The organism is Pseudomonas sp. XK-1, assembly GCF_038069885.1.
In the GTDB taxonomy this organism is placed as follows: domain Bacteria; phylum Pseudomonadota; class Gammaproteobacteria; order Pseudomonadales; family Pseudomonadaceae; genus Aquipseudomonas.
In genome coordinates, this window is record NZ_JBBPES010000005.1 from 134,590 (window position 1) to 153,449 (window position 18,860).

At 64.5% G+C, this 18,860-nt stretch carries 19 protein-coding genes; 14 read left to right on the top strand and 5 right to left on the bottom strand.

The features are described 5' to 3' along the window. The first annotated feature begins 1 nt into the window (after nucleotide 1). Both WMW70_RS14410 and WMW70_RS14415 read left to right on the top strand, forming a co-directional pair. Nucleotides 2-712, top strand: coding sequence for an LrgB family protein (locus WMW70_RS14410; RefSeq protein WP_341438465.1), 711 nt, complete (start codon nucleotides 2-4; stop codon nucleotides 710-712). Nucleotides 713-722: 10 nt separating this feature from the next. After that, a complete protein-coding gene (locus WMW70_RS14415) occupies nucleotides 723-1,319 on the top strand; it encodes an LON peptidase substrate-binding domain-containing protein (protein ID WP_341438156.1) in 597 nt (198 codons plus the stop codon). Here WMW70_RS14415 and WMW70_RS14420 read toward each other — a convergent pair. Beyond that, nucleotides 1,313-2,629 carry a bifunctional DedA family/phosphatase PAP2 family protein gene (locus tag WMW70_RS14420; RefSeq protein WP_341438157.1) on the bottom strand — a complete coding sequence of 439 codons (1,317 nt, stop codon included), beginning with the start codon at nucleotides 2,627-2,629 and terminating at the stop codon, nucleotides 1,313-1,315. The two genes, WMW70_RS14415 and WMW70_RS14420, sit on opposite strands and share 7 nt — an antisense overlap. Further along, on the bottom strand, nucleotides 2,626-3,342 hold the full coding sequence (locus WMW70_RS14425; protein WP_341438158.1) for a DNA-3-methyladenine glycosylase: 717 nt from the start codon (nucleotides 3,340-3,342) through the stop codon (nucleotides 2,626-2,628). The genes WMW70_RS14420 and WMW70_RS14425 overlap by 4 nt, the downstream gene beginning before the upstream one ends. Nucleotides 3,343-3,405: 63 nt before the next feature. Here WMW70_RS14425 and WMW70_RS14430 point away from each other — a divergent pair, with 63 nt between their 5' ends. After that, the gene (locus WMW70_RS14430) at nucleotides 3,406-4,254 is read left to right on the top strand and encodes a class I SAM-dependent methyltransferase (protein ID WP_341438159.1); all 849 of its coding nucleotides are present in this window, start codon (nucleotides 3,406-3,408) and stop codon (nucleotides 4,252-4,254) included. 126 nt (nucleotides 4,255-4,380) lie between these two features. Here the strand turns inward: WMW70_RS14430 and WMW70_RS14435 are convergent, their stop codons facing one another. Further along, nucleotides 4,381-5,610, bottom strand: a complete 1,230-nt coding sequence (locus WMW70_RS14435) for an alpha/beta fold hydrolase (RefSeq protein ID WP_341438160.1) — start codon at nucleotides 5,608-5,610, stop codon at nucleotides 4,381-4,383. A 293-nt stretch (nucleotides 5,611-5,903) separates the two neighbouring features. On the opposite strand from WMW70_RS14435, the gene WMW70_RS14440 reads away from it, so the two are divergent. From WMW70_RS14440 to lipB, 11 genes are all read left to right on the top strand, one after another. Further along, entirely contained in the window at nucleotides 5,904-7,172 is a 1,269-nt protein-coding gene (locus WMW70_RS14440) for a glutamate-5-semialdehyde dehydrogenase (protein WP_341438161.1), read from the top strand. A gap of 2 nt (nucleotides 7,173-7,174) precedes the next feature. After that, entirely contained in the window at nucleotides 7,175-7,849 is a 675-nt protein-coding gene (gene nadD, locus WMW70_RS14445; protein WP_341438162.1) for a nicotinate-nucleotide adenylyltransferase, read from the top strand. 37 nt (nucleotides 7,850-7,886) lie between these two features. Beyond that, nucleotides 7,887-8,258 carry a ribosome silencing factor gene (rsfS, locus tag WMW70_RS14450; RefSeq protein ID WP_325508461.1) on the top strand — a complete coding sequence of 124 codons (372 nt, stop codon included), beginning with the start codon at nucleotides 7,887-7,889 and terminating at the stop codon, nucleotides 8,256-8,258. 12 nt (nucleotides 8,259-8,270) lie between these two features. Further along, entirely contained in the window at nucleotides 8,271-8,738 is a 468-nt protein-coding gene (rlmH, locus tag WMW70_RS14455; RefSeq protein ID WP_341438163.1) for a 23S rRNA (pseudouridine(1915)-N(3))-methyltransferase RlmH, read from the top strand. A 13-nt stretch (nucleotides 8,739-8,751) separates the two neighbouring features. Then, nucleotides 8,752-10,641, top strand: a complete 1,890-nt coding sequence (gene mrdA / locus WMW70_RS14460; protein WP_341438164.1) for a penicillin-binding protein 2 — start codon at nucleotides 8,752-8,754, stop codon at nucleotides 10,639-10,641. A 38-nt stretch (nucleotides 10,642-10,679) separates the two neighbouring features. Continuing rightward, on the top strand, nucleotides 10,680-11,783 hold the full coding sequence (rodA, locus tag WMW70_RS14465) for a rod shape-determining protein RodA (RefSeq protein ID WP_341438466.1): 1,104 nt from the start codon (nucleotides 10,680-10,682) through the stop codon (nucleotides 11,781-11,783). A gap of 17 nt (nucleotides 11,784-11,800) precedes the next feature. Beyond that, nucleotides 11,801-12,811: a lytic murein transglycosylase B gene (gene mltB, locus WMW70_RS14470; protein ID WP_341438467.1), complete on the top strand. Its 1,011-nt coding sequence runs from the start codon at nucleotides 11,801-11,803 to the stop codon at nucleotides 12,809-12,811. After that, the gene (locus WMW70_RS14475) at nucleotides 12,811-13,818 is read left to right on the top strand and encodes a septal ring lytic transglycosylase RlpA family protein (protein ID WP_341438165.1); all 1,008 of its coding nucleotides are present in this window, start codon (nucleotides 12,811-12,813) and stop codon (nucleotides 13,816-13,818) included. Before mltB ends, WMW70_RS14475 begins: the two co-directional genes overlap by 1 nt. 124 nt (nucleotides 13,819-13,942) lie before the next feature. Beyond that, on the top strand, nucleotides 13,943-15,118 hold the full coding sequence (locus WMW70_RS14480; protein WP_341438166.1) for a D-alanyl-D-alanine carboxypeptidase family protein: 1,176 nt from the start codon (nucleotides 13,943-13,945) through the stop codon (nucleotides 15,116-15,118). Nucleotides 15,119-15,191: 73 nt separating this feature from the next. Next, entirely contained in the window at nucleotides 15,192-15,461 is a 270-nt protein-coding gene (locus tag WMW70_RS14485; RefSeq protein WP_341438167.1) for a DUF493 domain-containing protein, read from the top strand. Further along, the gene (gene lipB, locus WMW70_RS14490) at nucleotides 15,461-16,114 is read left to right on the top strand and encodes a lipoyl(octanoyl) transferase LipB (RefSeq protein ID WP_341438168.1); all 654 of its coding nucleotides are present in this window, start codon (nucleotides 15,461-15,463) and stop codon (nucleotides 16,112-16,114) included. Before WMW70_RS14485 ends, lipB begins: the two co-directional genes overlap by 1 nt. 215 nt (nucleotides 16,115-16,329) lie before the next feature. Here the strand turns inward: lipB and lipA are convergent, their stop codons facing one another. Continuing rightward, nucleotides 16,330-17,382, bottom strand: coding sequence for a lipoyl synthase (lipA, locus tag WMW70_RS14495; RefSeq protein ID WP_341438169.1), 1,053 nt, complete (start codon nucleotides 17,380-17,382; stop codon nucleotides 16,330-16,332). A 156-nt stretch (nucleotides 17,383-17,538) separates the two neighbouring features. Further along, nucleotides 17,539-18,828 (bottom strand): lytic murein transglycosylase, encoded by a 1,290-nt coding sequence (locus WMW70_RS14500; RefSeq protein ID WP_341438170.1) that lies wholly within the window; start codon nucleotides 18,826-18,828, stop codon nucleotides 17,539-17,541. Between the last annotated feature and the right edge of the window lie 32 nt (nucleotides 18,829-18,860).

The window sequence follows — 18,860 nt, forward strand, 5'->3', positions numbered from 1 at the left end:
TCTGGAATGGCAGGCCGCCTGGCAGGCCTTGGTCCATCACCCGCTGTTCGGTGTGGGCATCACCCTGGGGGTTTATCAGCTGGCTATTGCCGGTTACGAGCGCACCCGCTGGGTGTTCCTCCAGCCGGTGCTGGTGTCGATGCTGGCGGTGATCGGGATTCTTCTGGCCTGCGGGCTGACCTTTGTCGAATACCGCGACAGCGTTGCCCCCCTGACCCTGTTTCTTGGCCCCGCGACCGTGGCTCTGGCGGTGCCGCTGTTCCTCAATCTGCGGCGGATTCGCCAGCTGTTCTGGCCGACCCTGATCACGTTGCTGATCGCCGGGGTGTTCGCCACTGTCATGGGTGTGGGCCTGGCCTGGGCCTTCGGGGCCGAGCAGATCATGTTGATGAGCATGGCACCCAAGTCGGTGACCTCGCCGATTGCCATGCTGGTGGCCAGCCAGATTGGCGGCATCGCCGCACTGGCGGCGGTTTTCGTGATGATTACGGGGGTTATCGGCGCAATAGTCGGGCCCTCGCTGCTCAAGCGCTGCGGCATTCATCATCAGGCCGCGCTGGGCATGGCGCTGGGGCTGACGGCTCACGCCGTGGGCACCGCCCGAGCCCTGCAGGAAAGTGAGGAGTGCGGGGCCTTTGCGGCCCTGGCGATGAGCCTGATGGGCGTGTTCACCGCGGTCTTGCTGCCGCTGGCAATTCTGTTGTGGCTATAAGGAGGTGCCTATGACTCTGCCGCTTTTTCCACTCAATACCGTGCTATTTCCCGGTTGTACGCTGGATTTGCAGATCTTCGAGGCGCGCTATCTGGACATGATCAGCCGCTGCATGAAGCAGGGCGAGGGCTTTGGCGTGGTCTGCATCATGGAGGGTGCCGAGGTGGGCGAGGCGGCCGGGCAGTTTGCGGCGATCGGCTGCGAGGCGCTGATCCGCGATTTCCAGCAGCTGCCCAACGGCCTGCTGGGCATTCGCGTGGAGGGTGGGCGACGCTTGCGGGTGCTACGTGCTCAGGTACTGCCTGACCAGCTCACGGTCGCCGAGGTCGAGTGGCTGGCGGACGAGGACGAGCAGCCGCTGCTGGGCGAACATGCGGATCTGGCCGCCTTGCTCGGTGCCCTGAGCGAGCACCCCATGGTGGCCTCCCTGGGCATGCAGGCCGAACCCGTTGGGCAGGCCTCGTTGGCCAATCAGCTGGCCTATCTGTTGCCGCTGGAGGCCGAGCAGAAGCTGCAACTGCTGGCGCTGGATCAGCCACTGCAGCGGCTCGATCTGTTGCATGAGTTGCTGGAGCAGTTGCAGGGCCAGGCGGGCGTGACTCAGTAAGCGTAGCGCAACAGCCCGGCCGACCAGTGCCAGGTGGCGATGCCGCCGAGCAGGCCCAGGCAGGCCGGTAGCAGCAGCCACCAGAGCCTGGCCGGCAGCGCCGGCAACGGCGTGCGCCATTCCACCAGGGTCAGGCTCAGGGCGCAGAAACTGGCAGCCAGCACGGCCCCGGCGAGGATATCGCTGGGCCAGTGCACGCCCAGATAGATTCGCGAACCGGCGATGGCCAGCGCCGGCAGGCTGCCCAGCAGCAACCAGGCCAGGCGCATGCGCGGAGGCTGGCTGCGGCCGGCCAGCAGTGCCAGGACCAGACAGAAGGCAAAGGCCGCCGAGCTGTGGCCGCTGGGGAAGCTGAAGGTCTTCAGCGGCTCCAGCAGCACTTCGGGTCGACTGCGGGCGAAGAAGGCCTTCAGGGAGCCATTGGCCAGTGCCGTGCCGAGCAGCGCGAGGAAGGCAAAGCTCAGCGCTCGCCACTGACGGCTGAGCAGCAACAACAGGCACAGCAGCGCGGCGGCGGCCAGCTGGGTGTTGAAGTCGCCGAGGCGAGTGATCAGCACCATCGGGCCGTCCAGGACGGCACTGCGCTGCGCCTGGATCAGGGCCAGCAAGCCCTGGTCGAGTTGGCTCAGGTGCGGCCAGCCGAGCATCAGGCCAAGCAATAACAGCAGGCTGCAGACGGCTGCGAGCAGGCTGGCATGGCGCTTGTCGCTCAGGCTGCTGTGGCAGCTCAGTGCTATGCCCAGGGCCAGCGCAGCGCCGATAGCCGCGGCCTGCGGCCAGAAACCCGGTGGCAGCGGCAGGCGCAGCGCGGCACCGGTGGCCCAGCCGGGCAGCAGGTAGGCGACGGCCCAGCCGGCCGAGGCCAGCAGGCTGACCAGGATAAAACGCCCTGCCGGCATGTCGAACATGCCGGCGACCATCGGCAGCATGGGCCTGAGCGGGCCGATAAAGCGGCCCACCAGCAGGCTGGCGACACCGTAGCGCTGAAAGTAGCCGTGGGCCCCGGCGAGCCACTGCGGGTTGTGGCGCAGCCCGGGCAGGCGACGGATGTCCTGGTGGAAGTAGCGCCCGCAGGCGTAGGACAGGCAGTCGCCCAGTACGCCGCCGCAGTAGGCCAGCAGCAGGGTTTCGCCGAGGCTCAGGGTGCCGTTGCCGGCCAGCATGGCGACGCCGAACAGCAGCGCCACCCCGGGCACCAGGATGCCGACAATCGCCAGGCATTCGATGCAGGCGATCAGGAAGATCGCCAGGCCCAGCCATTGCGGGTTGCTGCTGAGCCATAGGTTCAGGCTGTCGAACCATTGGCTCATAACGGAGTGTCCAGGGGGTTGAGAAGGTGGAAATCGCGGCCGGCGACCTGCCCGCGGCGCAGCGGATTGCGTGTGCAGTAACGGGCCAGATCGGCATCGACGAACCGGTAGGGCAGTTGTTCGTCGCGGCCCAGGGGGATGCCCAGGCGCGTGCATTGCACCACCTGGGCGGGGCGGATGCCCAGGTCCTCGACAAACAGGCGCTCAGGGTCGAAGCGCTGGCCGTTCCAGTCCGGCACCTTCAGGCCCATGGCCCGGCACAGCAGGGTCTGGCCGGCGCAGAGTTTTTCCGCAGGGCGTGCGTGGCCCCGGGCGTCCGGGTTGTTGGCCTGCATCTGCGTCAGGCTGGCGGTGTCCGAATGGGCGTCCAGCCAAGGCAGGGCGGACTTGATCAGCACCGCATTGCCGGGGCCCTGGGCGCTGAAGTTCAGCGAGTCGCCGCCGCGAGCGTAGTACATATAGAGATGTCCGCCATCGGCGAACAATGCGCGCCGGTTGTGGGTGTAGCCGAGGGAGGCGTGGCTGCCTTTCTCCGCCAGGTAATAGGCTTCGGTCTCGATGATCCGTACGCTCAGCCAGCGTTCGCCATGTTTGTGGCGGATCACCTTGCCGAGCAGTTCGCGGGCAAGCAGGCGTGCATCGCGGTCGAAGAAGGCATTGTCGAGCGCGCGGCCGTGGGGCCAGGGCAAACTAAGGTTGGGTTCGTGTGGCATCCGGTGTCACTGGTGGGCGGCAGGGCATAGGCTCAGGCGATCATAACAATAAGAGCCTGAGCCATGTCTGAACGTGCCAGCAGCGCCCATATCAGTCCCAGTGCCCATTACACCGGTTACGTCTGGTACCGCCATCGTCTGGCGGAGCCGGCTTTCGTGACTGGTTTCGGGCGTTTTGTGCATGGCCTGCTGGCTCCTATCACCTGGGGCGCGCGGGTGGGGTTCGACCTGGATCTCGAACAGTTTCTGCTGCAGCGGCATCTGCAGATCGACGCGCAGCTGACCGCGGCAATCGAGCACGGCGGCGTCTGTCAGGTGGTGGAAATCGCCTGCGGCCTGTCGCCTCGGGGGCGGCGCTTTACCGCGCGCTACCCGCAGCTGCGCTACCTGGAGGCCGACCTGCCGCTGATGGCCGCGCGCAAACGGCTGCTGCTGCGGGCCCAGGGCTGGCTGGGTGCCCGGCATCGGGTGCGCGCGGTGGACATTCTGGCGGCGGACGGCAATCAATCCCTGGCCGGTCTGTTCGCCGAACTGGATCGCAGCCAGCCGGTGGTGGTGATTACCGAGGGCCTGGTGAATTATTTCGAACTGCCGCTGATCGAGTCGTTCTGGGCGCGTCTGGCCGAGCAGTTGCACCAGTTTCCCCAGGCCACCTACCTGACCGAGCTGTACCCGGACCTGCGCGAGCACCCGCGCTACCGTCAATTGCGCTGGGGCGTGGGCCTGGTCGGCCGGTTGACCCGCGGCAGCTACCCGCTGCATTACCGCAATGAGGCGGCCATAGTGGAAGGTTTTCGCCGTTGTGGTTTCACCTCGGTCGAGGTGTTCGACCCGAGTCGCACGGCCCTGGCCCTGGGCCTGCCGCCGAGCAAGCACGAGGGGCTGGTCCGGGTGATCGAAGCGCGCACCTGAAGCGCGGCCGGCTTGGGTCTGTTGCTGAAAAACTATCTGCGTTGCCGGGTTTAGCTAGTCATTTCTCAAGGCAAGGATTTTGACCAGGGCCGCGGCCGACCCCGGTGCACCCTACTTATCGAGCTTTCAGGCGCAGGCCGCTGCGGGCAGGCTGTGGGGCTGGAACAGCGTGACCATGGCCTGGCTGGCCTGCTGGTCGCTGTGGGGGAAGACAAAGGCCAGGCCGTTGGCATCCTGACGCAGCGGCAGCAGGGGTTGCGCCGGCAAGTCCCGGTGCAGCAATTGCCAGCCGCGCGGTGCCAGCTCCTGGGGCAGGTCGCCGCGCAGCAGCCCGCCGAAAAAGCCCAGTTCGCGTACGTCCACTGTCCACTCACCGCCCTCGACATGGCGCAGGCGGGCCTGACGATGGCTGGGTGGTTGGCGCGGTTCGTGGCGTCTTTCCAGTTGGCGCAGCTGCCCGCGGGCCAGCAGGCTGCTGCCCGGGCTGCGCTGGGGTAGCGCTTCGCCGCGCAGAAACGGGCTATACAGGCCGGCGCAGGCGGCACGCTGTTCGAACTGGGCCAGGTGGTCGGCATTGTGGATCAGGGCACAGCTGGCGCTGGCGCAATCCGCGGCGAACTGGGCGTGCTCCCAGGGCTGAGTGAAGTGGTCGTATTCGCCGGCCAGGACCAGGGTCGGGCAGGTCGGGTGTTGGGCGAAGCCCTGGAAGTCCAGCAGGCGCTGGCTGTTCTGCCGGTAGCGCTCCACGTCGGCGGGTGACAGACGCTGGATTTGCCGCAGCAGGGCCTTGCGAAACACCGCGCCGACGCCGGTCTGCTGCAGGCGCAGTGGGTTGAGCAGGCCGGTCAGGGCACCGTGGGCAAAGCCTTGATTGTCGCCCTCGGCGAGCAGCGCCAGGCCTTCCTGCAGCAGCAGGCGGGCCCCGGGGCGGCCAAAGGCGGTGATCCCGGCGAGCAGCAGGCGGGCGCAGTGGCGGGGGTGGCGTGCGGCGAACAGGGCGGCCAGGGCGGAGCCGTAGGACAGGCCTATCGGTAGCAGTGGCGGCAATTGCAATTCGTCGGCGAAGGCGGCGATCAGGTCGGCCAGCTGTTCCAGTCTCAGTTCCGGTACCAGTTGCAGATTGCCGCCCTGGCTGGGCAGGTCGAGCAGAATCACCGGGTGATCGCCGAGCAGCTCGGCGACTTCACTGGCGAACGAGCGAAAGCTCTGAAAGGCCCCGCCCAACAGCAGTACGGGGGCGCGCCGATCATTGCTGCGGCTGGCATAGGCCTGGTAGTGCAGGCACCAATCACCCAGTTGCAGCACTCGGGGAGCGCTGTTCAGTAACGCGGGGCTGTAGTCGGTACGATAGTGCATGGCTCTCTCACCCCGGCGCTGGGCCGCCTGTGCTGGTTTTTATGCAAGGTAAACATTCGGGTGGTTTTTGTTTACCTAACCTTCGGGCGGCTGAGCGGGGCAGGTGTCACTGTTTCGCGCGGTGCCAGAGCGGCCGTGGCCGGGCGACGTTACCGTCGAGGCGGGCGAACAGGCTGTTTACCACTTGTCAGCGTCGGCCGATTAAGCGCGCGGGGCTCCCGGCAGCGCTGGGCGGGAGGCTGCGCGACCGTTATACTCAGCGACTTTTTCCAGCTGCCAGACCTTCGTTGCCCATGACTGAGTCCGTGCTCGACTATATGACCCGCCTGGGACAGGCTGCTCGCCAGGCTTCGCGCGTGGTGGCCGGTGCCACTACCGCCCAGAAGAACCGTGCCCTGCAGGCCGCTGCCAGCGCGCTGGACGCGGCGCGCGCCGAACTGACCGCGGCCAATGAACTGGACCTCGCCGCCGGTTGCGCCAGCGGCCTGGAGCCGGCCCTGCTTGACCGCCTGGCCCTGACCCCGGCGCGCATCGATGGGATGATCGAAGGCCTGCGTCAGGTTGCCGGCCTGCCCGATCCGGTGGGGGCGATCCGCGATATGAGCTACCGCCCGTCGGGAATTCAGGTGGGCAAGATGCGCGTGCCGCTCGGCGTGATCGGCATCATCTACGAGTCGCGACCCAATGTGACCATCGACGCTGCCAGCCTGTGCCTGAAATCGGGTAACGCCACCATCCTGCGCGGCGGTTCCGAGGCCATCCACTCCAACCGCGCGATTGCCACCTGCATTCAGCGTGGTCTGGCCGAGGCCGGGCTGCCGGCAGCGGCGGTGCAGGTGGTGGAGACCACCGACCGTGCCGCGGTGGGCGCGCTGATCAGCATGCCGGAGTTTGTCGACGTGATAGTGCCGCGTGGCGGCAAGGGCCTGATCGAGCGCATCAGCCGCGACGCCAAGGTGCCGGTGATCAAGCACCTGGACGGCATCTGCCACGTTTATGTCGATGCCCTGGCCGAGCTGGGCAAGGCCCAGGCGATTGCCTTCAATGCCAAGACCTACCGCTACGGCATCTGCGGTGCCATGGAGACCCTGCTGGTCGACCAGGCCATCGCGGCGCAGTTTCTCCCGGGCATGGCGCAACTGTTTGTCGACAAGGGCGTCGAGCTGCGCGGCTGCGACCGCACCTGTGCGCTGATCGAAGCTGTGCCTGCGACAGAAGAAGACTGGAACACCGAATACCTGGACGCGATCCTGTCGATCCGCGTGGTCGACGGCCTGGAACAGGCCATCGACCACATCAATCACTACGGTTCGCACCATACCGATGCCATCGTCACTGAACACCAGGGCCGTGCCCGGCGCTTCCTCGCCGAGGTGGACTCCAGCTCGGTGATGCTCAATACCCCGACCTGTTTTGCCGACGGCTTCGAGTATGGCCTGGGCGCGGAGATCGGCATCTCCACCGACAAGCTGCACGCCCGCGGCCCGGTCGGCCTGGAGGGGCTGACCTGCGAGAAGTATGTGGTGATCGGCGATGGTCAGCTGCGCGGGCAGAATCTGTAACAGTGGACAGACGTAGCGACGCCCGGCGTAGCGACGCCCGACGCATTGGCATCCTGGGCGGCACCTTTGACCCGGTGCATATCGGCCATTTGCGCAGTGCCGTGGAAGTGGCCGAGTTTATCCAGCTCGACGAGCTGCGTCTGATCCCCAGCGCAAGGCCGCCCCATCGCAGGACGCCGCAAGTGGGGGCCGCCGAGCGCCTGGCCATGGTCGAGCTGGCGGTCGCCGGGGTGTCGCCGCTGCGGGTGGACGATCGCGAACTCAAGCGCGACAAGCCGTCCTACAGCATCGACACCCTGGAGTCGTTGCGCGCCGAGTTGGCCGCTGAGGATCAGCTGTTTCTGATTCTCGGTTGGGATGCTTTCTGCGGCCTGCCCGGTTGGCACCGCTGGGACGAGTTGTTGCAGCACTGCCATATTCTGGTGCTGCAGCGCCCGGATGCCGACAGCGATGCGCCGGAAAGCCTGCGCAACCTGCTGGCGGCGCGCAGTATCAGCGACCCGTTGGCCCTGGAGGGGCCGGCGGGGCAGATTTCCTTTATCTGGCAGACGCCCCTGGCGGTGTCCGCTACCCAGATCCGCTCATTGTTGGCGAGCGGAAAGTCGGTGCGTTATCTGGTGCCCGACACGGTGCTGGCCTATATCCATGCCCACGGCCTTTACCGTGACGCGAATTGAACACGAGGCAAACGAGCTACTTATGACAAAGGCAAAAATGTTGAGCGAAGATCTGGTCAAACTGGCCATCGCCGCTCTGGAAGAAATCAAGGCGCAGGACATCACCACCATTGATGTGCGCGGCAAGACCAGCATCACCGACTTTATGCTGATCGCCAGCGGCACCTCCAGCCGTCACGTCAAGTCGCTGGTCGACAACGTGCTGGAAAAGGTCAAGGAACAGGGCGTGCGCCCGATCGGTACCGAAGGCATGGATACCGGCGAGTGGGCACTGCTCGACCTGGGCGATATCGTCGTCCATGTGATGCTGCCGACCGCGCGCCAGTTCTATGACCTCGAGCGTCTGTGGCAGGGTGCCGAGCAGAGCCGTGCGCAGTTCAGCGCCGAAACCGGCCCCGAGCAGGAATAAGGACGCGCAGCGGTGCGGATCAAACTGATCGCCGTTGGCTCGCGGATGCCGCGCTGGGTGGAAGAAGGTTGGCAGGAATATGCCAAGCGCATGCCCAGCGAGCTGTCCCTAGACCTGGTGGAAATTCCCCTGACCACCCGCGGCAAGAATGCCGATGTGGCGCGGATGATCCGCCAGGAGGGCGAGGCCATGCTGGCCAAGGTCGGGCCCGGGGAACGCATCGTCACCCTGGAAGTCGAAGGGCGACCCTGGAGCACCGAGCAGTTGGCGGTCGAACTGGACAAGTGGCGCCTGGATGCACGCACCGTCAATCTGATGGTTGGCGGCCCGGAAGGGCTGGCACCTGAGGTGCAGGCACGCAGTGAGCAACGCTGGTCGCTGTCGCCCCTGACCCTGCCGCACCCGCTGGTGCGAATTCTGATTGGCGAGCAGATTTACCGTGCCTGGACAGTTCTGTCCGGCCACCCTTATCACAAGTAATCAGCAGCCACCGATGCCGCAGCCCATTCGCCTGAAGGACCATGAAAAAGACGCTCGCCTGATTCGTCGGCGGACGCTGGTCGGTGCTGCGTTCTTTTTACTGCTGACCGCCGTGTTGGCCGCGCGCATGTACTACCTGCAGGTGGTGCAGTACGAACACCACAGCACCCTGGCGGAAAACAACCGCATCCATGTGCAACCGCTGCCGCCGACCCGCGGGCTGATCTTCGACCGCAACGGCGTGATCATCGCCGACAACCGCCCCAGCTTCAGCCTGACCTTGACCCGCGAGCGTGCCGGCGACTGGGCGCAGGTGCTGGACGTTATTGTCGAGGTGCTGGAGCTGAGCGATGACGAGCGCGCGTTGTTCGAGAAGCGCGTACGCCAGGGGCGTCGCCCCTTCGAACCGGTGCCGGTGCTGTTCGAACTCTCCGAGGAGCAGATTGCCCGGATCGCCATCAACCAGTTTCGTATGCCTGGGGTTGAGGTGGTGGCGCAGCTGGTGCGGCATTACCCGCAGGGCGAGCATTTCGCCCATTCGGTGGGTTATGTCGGGCGGATCAACGAAGCTGAGCTGGAAAAGCTCGACAAGGTCTCCTACAGCGGCACCCACCATATCGGCAAGACCGGTATCGAGCGCTTCTATGAAGACGAGCTGCACGGCGAGGTGGGTTACGAGGAAGTCGAAACCAATGCCCGCGGCCGCGTGCTGCGGGTGCTCAAGCGCACCGATCCGCTGCCCGGCAAGGACATCGTGCTGAGCCTCGACGTGCGTCTGCAGGAAGCCGCCGAAGCCGCGCTGGATGGCCGCCGCGGGGCCATTGTGGCAATCCAGCCGCAGACCGGCGAAGTGCTGGCGATGGTCAGTCAGCCGAGCTTCGACCCCAACCCCTTTGTCACCGGTATCGGCTTCAAGGCCTATGCCGACCTGCGCGACTCCATCGACCGGCCCCTGTACAACCGGGTGCTGCGCGGCCTCTATCCGCCCGGCTCGACCATCAAGCCGATGATGGCAGTGGCCGCTCTGGACGCCGGGGTGCTGACCCCTTCAACCCGGGTGTTCGACCCCGGCTTCTATCAATTGCCCAACCTCAGTCACAAATACCGCAACTGGAACCGCAACGGTGATGGCTGGGTGGATATGGAACTGGCGATTTCCCGTTCCAACGACACCTATTTCTATTCCCTGGCCCACAAGATGGGCATCGACCGCATGCACGAGTACATGACCCGCTTCGGCCTTGGCCAGCGGGTCTCCCTGGACATGTTCGAGGAAACCGCCGGCCTGATGCCGTCGCGCGAGTGGAAGCGGGCGCGCTATCGTCAGGCCTGGTACCCGGGCGAGACCCTGATTCTCGGTATCGGTCAGGGCTATATGCAGACCACGCCGCTGCAGCTGGCCCAGGCCACTGCGCTGATGGCTACCCGCGGCAAATGGATTCGCCCGCACCTGGCCAAGAGCATCCAGGGCGCGATCCCGGTGGACAAGGACCCGATGCCGGATATCGTGCTGCGCGATCCGTCCTATTGGGACAGTGCCCGTTTCGGCATGGAGCAGGTCATGCACGGCCCGCGCGGCACCGCGCGCAAGGTCGGCGACGCCTCGGTCTATCGCATCGCCGGCAAGAGCGGCACCGCCCAGGTGGTGGCGATCAAGCAGGGCGAGAAGTACGACCGCAGCAAGGTTCAGGAGCGCCATCGCGACCACGCCTTGTTCGTCGCCTTCGCCCCGGCAGACAACCCGCAGATCGCCGTGTCGGTGATGGTGGAAAACGGCGAGTCCGGTTCCGGTGTGGCCGCTCCGGTGGTCAAGCAGGTGATGGATGCCTGGCTGCTGGATGACAACGGTCAGTTGAAAGCCGAATACGCACCGCCTGTGGCGGCTGAGGTCGCCGCGCCATGAACAGTAATTTTGATCGCAACCTGTCCACTGAGGACCTGATGCGCAGGCGGGCAACTCTGCTGCAGCGCGTGCATGTCGACGGCATTCTGCTGCTCCTGCTGCTGGTGCTGGCCAGCGGCAGCCTGTTTATCCTCTACTCGGCCAGTGGCAAGAACATCGAGTTGCTGGCCAAGCAGGCCAGCTCCTTCGGTATCGGCCTGGTCGGTATGTTTATCATCGCCCAGTTCGAACCGCGCTTTATGGCGCGCTGGGTGCCCCTGGCCTACCTGATCGGGGTGGGCCTGCTGGTGGCGGTGGACGTGATGGGCCACAACGCCATGGGCGCGACGCGCTGGATCAATATTCCTGGGGTGATCCGCTTTCAGCCCTCGGAATTCATGAAGATCATCATGCCGGCGACCATCGCCTGGTACCTGGCTCGGCGTAGCCTGCCGCCGCGCTTCAAGCACATCGTGGTGAGCATGGCGCTGATCGTCATTCCCTTTGTGCTGATTCTTTTGCAACCGGACCTGGGCACCTCGCTGCTGATCATCACCTCCGGGTTCTTCGTGCTGTTTATGGCAGGCCTGCAGTGGCGCTGGATCATCGGCGCGGCTGCGGCCGTGGTGCCGATTGCCGTCGGCATGTGGTTCTTCGTGCTGCGCGAGTACCAGAAGCAGCGGGTGCTGACCTTCCTCAACCCGGAAAGCGATCCGCTGGGCAGTGGCTGGAATATCATCCAGTCCAAGGCCGCCATCGGCTCGGGCGGGGTGTGGGGCAAGGGCTGGCTTGCCGGCACCCAGTCGCACCTGGACTTTTTGCCGGAAAGCCACACCGACTTTATCATCGCGGTGCTGGCCGAAGAGTTCGGTCTGGTGGGCGTGTGTTTGTTACTGCTGGTGTATCTGCTGTTGATCGCGCGCGGCCTGGTGATTACCGTGCAAGCGCAGACGCTGTTCGGTAAGCTGCTTGCCGGCGCGCTGACCATGACGTTCTTCGTCTATGTTTTCGTCAATATCGGTATGGTCAGCGGCCTGTTGCCGGTGGTCGGTGTGCCTTTGCCCTTTATCAGTTATGGCGGCACCTCGCTGATCACCCTGCTGGCAGGCTTTGGAATTTTGATGTCGATCCACACTCATCGTAAGTGGATGACACAGGCTTGATTGGGATTATGAATTCAATGCAAAACGCACGTGGTTGGATGGTACGTACGGCTCCTTGGCTGGCGTTGGCCGGAGTGTGCGCAGTGGCTCAGCCCGTGCTGGCCGGGGATTATCAGCAGTCGCCGCAGGTGGCTGAATTCATCGGCGAAATGACCCGTGACTATGGCTTTGCCGGCGAGCAGCTGGTTGCGCTGTTCGCCGAAGTCGAGCGCAAGCAGGCGATCCTCGATGCCATCTCGCGTCCGGCGGAGAAGGCCAAGCCGTGGAAGGATTACCGGCCGATCTTTATCACCGACAAGCGCATCAGCCAGGGCGTCGAATTCTGGAAGCAGCACGAGGCAACCCTGGCTCGCGCCGAGGCTGAGTACGGTGTGCCGCCAGAGGTGATCGTAGCGATCATTGGTGTGGAAACTTTCTACGGCGGCAATACCGGCAGCTGGCGGGTGATGGATGCACTGTCGACCCTGGCCTTCGATTATCCGCCGCGTGCGCCGTTCTTCCGCAAGGAGCTGCGCGAGTTCCTGTTGCTGGCCCGTGAAGAGCAGGTCGAGCCGCTGAACATGACCGGCTCCTACGCCGGGGCCATGGGCCTGCCGCAATTTATGCCGAGCAGTTTCCGCGCCTATGCCGTGGACTTCGACAACGATGGCCACATCAATATCTGGAGCAATCCGGTGGATGCCATCGGCAGCGTCGCCAGTTACTTCAACCGCCACCACTGGCAGCCAGGGCAGCCGGTGGTCAGCGCCGCCAGCGTCGAGGGCGCACAGATCGAGCAGGGGCTGACTGTCGGCCTGGATCCGGTGAAGAATGTTGCCGAGTTGCGCAGCCTGGGCTGGACCAGCGCCGACCCGCTGAGCGACGAGTTGCCGGTAACGGCCTTCCGCCTGGAAGGGGCCGAGGGCGACGAGTACTGGCTGGGCTTGCCCAACTTTTTCGTGATCACCCGCTACAATCGCAGTGTCATGTATGCCATGGCGGTGAATCAGTTGGCCGAGCTGATGGTCGATGCGCGGGGTAATAATTGATGTCGAGTCTGTCCTTCAAGTTGGCCGCCGCGGGCAGCCTGGCGCTGCTGCTGGCCAGCTGTTCGTCCAGTCGTGCACCGCAGTCTGTGGCTCCGATGGCGCAACCGGGCGGCGCAATTTCCGGACCGTCCGAGTTCAACCGCCCGCACAAGGACGGCGCACCTTGGTGGGATGTAGATGTTTCGCGGATTCCCGATGCGACCCCGATGCCCCATTACGGCCGGGTCAAGGCCAGCCCCTACACGGTATTCGGCAAGCAGTACTACCCGATCCAGGATGCCCGTCGTTATAAGGCGATCGGTCCGGCTTCCTGGTACGGCACCAAGTTCCATGGTCAGGCCACCGCCAACGGCGAAACCTATGACCTCTACGGTATGACCGCCGCGCACAAGACCCTGCCACTACCCAGCTATGTGCGGGTGACCAATCTGGACAACGGCAAGAGCGCGATCCTGCGGGTCAACGACCGCGGACCGTTCTATTCCGACCGCATCATCGACCTGTCCTTTGCCGCGGCGAAGAAGCTCGGCTATGCCGAAAGCGGCACCGCACGGGTCAAAGTCGAGGGTATCGACCCGCACGAGTGGTGGGCGCAGCAGGGCCAGCCGGTGCCCATGGTCCTGGCTCAGCCGCAGCAGGTGGCGCAGGTCAAGACCGTGGCCCAGCCGGTGGTGCAGCCCCTCGAGCAGTACACGCCGCCCCCGCAGCAGCATGCCGCGGCCGTGGTGCCAGTGCAGATCGACGCAAAAAAAAACGATTCAGTCGTAGCCTCTGGCCTGTATCTCCAGGTAGCAGCCTTCGCCAATCCGGACGCTGCGGAGCTGCTCAAGGCGAAACTGAGCGAGGCCGTGGCTGCCCCGGTGTTCATCAGCTCAGTGATGCGCAACCAGCAGATTCTCCACCGCGTAAGGCTGGGGCCGCTGAACAGTCCGGGCGAGGCTGAGCAGCTGCGGGACAGCGTACGCATGGCCAACCTCGGCCAGCCGACGCTGGTCCGGGCGGATTGAGGCGGCACTAATTGCCCGCTGGCAGGACTAAGCACTCATGCGCGCCCGGCAGCTCTGCTGTCGGGCGCGCCCTCTGAATTTGCCCGTTGGGGCCTGTTTGACCATTAGCAACCTAGAGAGACGGATGAATATCACCTGCTTTGCGCAACGCGTTTTCTTGTCACTTCTCCTGCTCGGCACACCAGCTGCCTGGGCCAACCAGCAAGCAATTCCGGCACCGCCGCAACTGGCCGCCAAATCCTATGTGCTGCTCGATGCCGCCAGCGGCAAGGTGCTGGTGGAGAACAATGGCGACCAGCGTCTGCCGCCGGCCAGCCTGACCAAGCTGATGACCGCCTATATCGCCACCCTGGAAATTCGCAAGGGCAAGATCGGCGAGCAGGATATGGTGCCTGTCAGCGAGCATGCCTGGCGCACCGGCGGTGCGGCTTCCGGCGGCTCCACCATGTTCCTGCCACTGAACAGCCAGGCCAGTGTCGATGACCTGCTGCACGGGGTGATCATCCAGTCCGGCAACGACGCCAGCATTGCCCTGGCTGAGTACATTGCCGGCAGCGAAGACGCTTTCGCCGACATGATGAACGAAACCGCTGCGCGTCTGGGCATGAACGACAGTCACTTTATGAACGCCACCGGGCTGCCCCATCCCGAGCACTATTCCAGTGCCCGCGATATGGCCATCCTGGCGCGCGCCATCATCAACGAAGATCAGGAACACTATGCGATCTATGCGCAGAAGGAGTTCCTCTGGAACGACATCAAGCAGGGCAACCGCAACCTGCTGCTGTGGCGTGACAAGACCGTCGATGGTCTGAAAACCGGCCATACCCAGGAAGCCGGTTACTGCCTGGTGGCTTCGGCCGTACGCGATGGCGCGCGGATGATCACCTCGGTATTCGGTACCGACAGCGAGTCGGCTCGCGCCGCCGAAACCCAGAAGCTGCTGACCTATGGTTTCCGCTTCTTCGAAACCCGCACCTTCTACAAGCAAGGCCAGGAACTGGCCCAGACCCAGGTCTGGAAAGGCACCACGCGCCAGCTCAAGGCTGGTCTGGCGCAAGACCTGAGTCTGACCCTGCCCAAGGGCCAGCTGGAGAAGCTGCAGGCCGGCATGACCCTGAATCCACAACTGATTGCACCGATCGCCCAGGGCGATGTGATCGGCAAGGTGGAGGTCAAGCTGGGTGACGAGGTGGTGCACAGCGCCGACCTGGTGGCCCTGGAAGCCGTCGAGGAAGGTGGTTTCATGCGCCGTCTGTGGGATAGCATTCGCCTGTTCTTCTTCGGCTTGTTCAACTGATAGCGTGACCGGCACGCCCCTGCCGACCCGCAGGGGCGTTGTTGTTGCCACGGCTTACGAGGCCGTTACTGCCATGACCGACGTTAAATCGCACATAATCGAATTCCCCTGCGCCGATTACCCGATCAAGGTGGTGGGCGACAGTGGTGCCAATTACAAGAACATGGTGATCGAAATCCTTAGCAAATATGCCAAGGTCGATCTCAGTACCCTGGCCGAGCGCCAGAGCAGTAATGGCAAGTACACCACTGTGCAGCTGCATATCGAGGCCACTGGCGAGGACCAGTTGCGCGATATCAATAGCGCCCTGCGCGCGACCGGCATCGTCCATATGGTGCTCTGATGAGCCTGCCGCTCGGCTTTCGCGAGTTGGGCCAGGTCGACTACCAGCCTACCTGGCATGCGATGCAGCGCTTTACCGACACCCGTGGCGCGGATACGCCTGACGAGATCTGGCTGCTCGAACACGCCCCGGTGTTTACCCAGGGCCAGGCCGGCAAGGCCGAGCATGTGCTGTTTCCGGGGGATATTCCGGTGGTGCAGGTCGATCGCGGCGGCCAGGTGACTTACCACGGCCCCGGCCAGCTGGTGGCTTACCTGCTGCTGGATGTGCGTCGCAGCGGTATTGGCGTGCGCGAGCTGGTCAGTCGCATCGAGCGCAGCCTGATCGACCTGTTGGCCAGCTACGGTGTCAGCGCCAATGCCAAGCCGGATGCGCCAGGGGTGTATGTGGATGGGGCGAAGATCGCCTCGCTGGGGCTGCGTATCCGCAACGGTCGCAGCTTCCACGGCCTGGCGCTGAATGTGGACATGGATCTACAGCCCTTTCAGCGTATCAACCCCTGTGGTTATGCCGGCATGGCCATGACCCAGCTGGCCGATCAGGTGGATGGTCCGATAGTGCTTGCCGAGGTCAGTGCGCGGCTGCGGGAGCAGCTGGTCAAGCACCTCGACTATCCAGAGCAGCAGACTCTGAAGGGCGTAATAGACTGCTAAGCCTTGGTTTATCCACCGTACGCATGGGTATGTACCCATTAGGTGTTGCATAGGTCGGGGAGGCTTGCAGCGGCCGCAATCTGTAGGGTGCGCTGTGCGCACCAGGCGTCTGTGACTTGCACCAGTGTTGGTGTTGGTGCGCACGGCGCACCCTACGCCTGGGTGGCGATGCCTGACCCCGGGCAAAGCCCAGGGCCTGGCATCGTGTTGCGCGATCAGTTCAGATTGAGAGTCGGAATCAGGCTGCTGTCGACTTGCTGGCCCGGTACGGGCACCGGGGCGGCTAGGCCCAGGTTGTTCTTCTCGAACACCTTGTCGGCGCGGTAGCTGGAGCGTACCAGCGGGCCGGCGGCGACTTCCATAAAGCCTTTTTCCAAGCCGATTTCGCGGAAGCGATTGAACTCTTCCGGGCTGACCCAGCGCTTGACCGTCAGGTGGTTGCGGGTCGGTTGCAGGTACTGGCCGAGGGTAAGGATGTCGACGCCGATGGCGCGCAGGTCATCCATGGTTTGTATCACTTCCTCGTCGGTCTCGCCCAGGCCCAGCATCAGGCTGGTCTTGGTCAGCACGTCCGGGCGATGACGCTTGGCGTGTTCCAGTGCGCGCAGGGTCTTCTCGTAACCGGCGCGGGGGTCGCGCACTTCATGGGTCAGGCGCTTGACCGTCTCGACGTTCTGCGCGAACACCTCAAGGCCTGAGTCCACCACGCGCTCGATGGCCAGCAGGTCGCCGTCGAAGTCCGGGGTCAGGGCTTCCACCACCACCTGCGGGGTGTTTTCCTTGATCGCCCGCACGCAGGCTGCATAGTGCGCTGCACCACCGTCGTCCAGGTCGTCGCGGTCCACCGAGGTCAGCACGATATAGCGCAGCGCCATCAGTTCCACCGACTTGGCGGTGTTCTGTGGCTCTTCCAGATCCAGCCAGCCGTTGGGGTTGCCGGTGTCCACCGCGCAGAAGCGGCAGGCGCGGGTGCACACCGAGCCCATCAGCATGATGGTGGCGGTGCCGTTGGACCAGCATTCGCCCATGTTCGGGCAGTGGGATTCCTGGCACACGGTGCTCAGGCGGTGTTCGCCGACGTTGCGCTTGACTGCTTCGAAGCGGCTGCCGCCGGGGGCCTTGACCCGCAGCCACTTGGGCTTGGGTTCGAACACCTGGGGTTCACTTGAGGCGCGGCGTTTCTGGCCATCCTTGATCGCGGTGATGCCCTGGGTGGTGCGGAATTTTTCGCCGCTGGCGACGTTTTTTGGCGGGGAGGTATCGGACATCGGCAATCTGGGCTCCGCTAGAGGCTCCGTGGACGAGGCGGCTTGTGGCCGCCGCGCAGTTTATCACAGAAGCTGACTGTTCAGTCCGGCTAGCGTCGGACGGTCCAGGCTGGCCGCAGGTGGCAGGCGCGCAGCGTCTGGGCGCTGCGCGGGCGCTTATCTGAGTTGTTGCAGCAGCTCATGGCTGGGGTAGCCATCGGCGGGTTGGCCCAGGCTCTGCTGAAAGGCGCGTACCGCCTTGCGCGTGTTGGCCCCGATGATCCCGTCTGCCGGGCCTGGCTCGTAGCCTTTGCTGGTCAGCAGCTCCTGCAGTTCGATGCGCTCACTGCGGCCCAGTTGGCGGTCGCTGCGCGGCCAGGCGGCCTGCACGCCGGGGTTGCCATCCAGCGCATCGCTGAGCAGGCCGATGGCCAGGGCGTAGGCGGTGGAGTTGTTGTACTTGAGGATGCTGCGGAAGTTATTCAGCAGCAGGAAGGCCGGGCCGCGATGACCTGCGGGCAGAAACAGCGTCGCCAGGCTCTGCTCATTGGCGTCGATGGCTCGCACCGGGTTGATCCCTAGGGCGCGCCACTGCGCCAGGCTGCGACGGACTTCCGGATCAGCCAGGGCGTAGTCGAAGCCAGCCGGCAGGTTTACTTCAAAGCCCCAGGGTTGACCGTTTTCCCAGCCCGAAGTCTGCAGATAGTGTGCGGCAGAGGCGAGGGCGTCGGGGGCGGAGCTCCACAGGTCGCGCTTGCCATCGCCGTCAAAGTCCACGGCATGCTGATTGAAGGTGGTCGGCATAAACTGGGTCTGGCCCATGGCCCCGGCCCATGAACCGATCAGTCCCTGGGCAGGGCCGTCACCGGCTTGCAGGATCTGCAGCGCTGCCAGCAACTGGCTGCGCCAGAAGACCTGGCGGCGGCCGTCGTAAGCCAGGGTGGCGAGGGAGCGGATCACGTTATGGCTGCCGATATTGCTGCCGTAATTGCTTTCCATGCCCCAGATCGCGATCAGCACTTCATGGTCCACGGCGTAGGTGCTGCGAATGGCTTTCAGGGTCGGCCGGTGCTGCGCCTTGAGCAGGCGGCCCTGAGCGATGCGCGAAACCGAAACGGCACCGTCGATGTATTCCCAGACCGGACGGGTGAACTCCGGCTGGCTGCTGTCAGCCTTGACCACATTCGGGTCCAGGGTAATGCCGGCGAAGGTGCGATCGAACAGCTCGGCATCGATGCCGGCGGCAATGGCGTCGCTGCGCAGCAGGCTGCGCCATTCGTCGAAGCTCAATAGCGGGCTGCTGACGGCCGCAATGACCGGGCTGGGGGTTGCCGTGACGGTAGGGGCGGGGGCAGGTGTCGGAGCAGTCGAGAGCGACTGTGCGGGTGCTTCGGCACAAGCAGTCAGGAGCAGGAAGATGCAGGCTGAGGCGGTGTGGAGCACGCCGCGAAGAAGCAGGTAAGGCATGGTGGTCTCGGCACATTTTGCAGGCCGTTACC

Bases quoted from the DNA above. Each gene is read 5' to 3' on its own strand.
- WMW70_RS14415 (WP_341438156.1), top strand. From the start codon at position 723: ATGACTCTGCCGCTTTTTCCACTCAATACCGTGCTATTTCCCGGTTGT.
- WMW70_RS14420 (WP_341438157.1), bottom strand. From the start codon at position 2,629: ATGAGCCAATGGTTCGACAGCCTGAACCTATGGCTCAGCAGCAACCCG.
- WMW70_RS14425 (WP_341438158.1), bottom strand. From the start codon at position 3,342: ATGCCACACGAACCCAACCTTAGTTTGCCCTGGCCCCACGGCCGCGCG.
- WMW70_RS14430 (WP_341438159.1), top strand. From the start codon at position 3,406: ATGTCTGAACGTGCCAGCAGCGCCCATATCAGTCCCAGTGCCCATTAC.
- WMW70_RS14435 (WP_341438160.1), bottom strand. From the start codon at position 5,610: ATGCACTATCGTACCGACTACAGCCCCGCGTTACTGAACAGCGCTCCC.
- WMW70_RS14440 (WP_341438161.1), top strand. From the start codon at position 5,904: ATGACTGAGTCCGTGCTCGACTATATGACCCGCCTGGGACAGGCTGCT.
- rsfS (WP_325508461.1), top strand. From the start codon at position 7,887: ATGTTGAGCGAAGATCTGGTCAAACTGGCCATCGCCGCTCTGGAAGAA.
- mrdA (WP_341438164.1), top strand. From the start codon at position 8,752: ATGCCGCAGCCCATTCGCCTGAAGGACCATGAAAAAGACGCTCGCCTG.
- rodA (WP_341438466.1), top strand. From the start codon at position 10,680: ATGCGCAGGCGGGCAACTCTGCTGCAGCGCGTGCATGTCGACGGCATT.
- mltB (WP_341438467.1), top strand. From the start codon at position 11,801: ATGCAAAACGCACGTGGTTGGATGGTACGTACGGCTCCTTGGCTGGCG.
- WMW70_RS14475 (WP_341438165.1), top strand. From the start codon at position 12,811: ATGTCGAGTCTGTCCTTCAAGTTGGCCGCCGCGGGCAGCCTGGCGCTG.
- WMW70_RS14480 (WP_341438166.1), top strand. From the start codon at position 13,943: ATGAATATCACCTGCTTTGCGCAACGCGTTTTCTTGTCACTTCTCCTG.
- WMW70_RS14485 (WP_341438167.1), top strand. From the start codon at position 15,192: ATGACCGACGTTAAATCGCACATAATCGAATTCCCCTGCGCCGATTAC.
- lipB (WP_341438168.1), top strand. From the start codon at position 15,461: ATGAGCCTGCCGCTCGGCTTTCGCGAGTTGGGCCAGGTCGACTACCAG.
- lipA (WP_341438169.1), bottom strand. From the start codon at position 17,382: ATGTCCGATACCTCCCCGCCAAAAAACGTCGCCAGCGGCGAAAAATTC.
- WMW70_RS14500 (WP_341438170.1), bottom strand. From the start codon at position 18,828: ATGCCTTACCTGCTTCTTCGCGGCGTGCTCCACACCGCCTCAGCCTGC.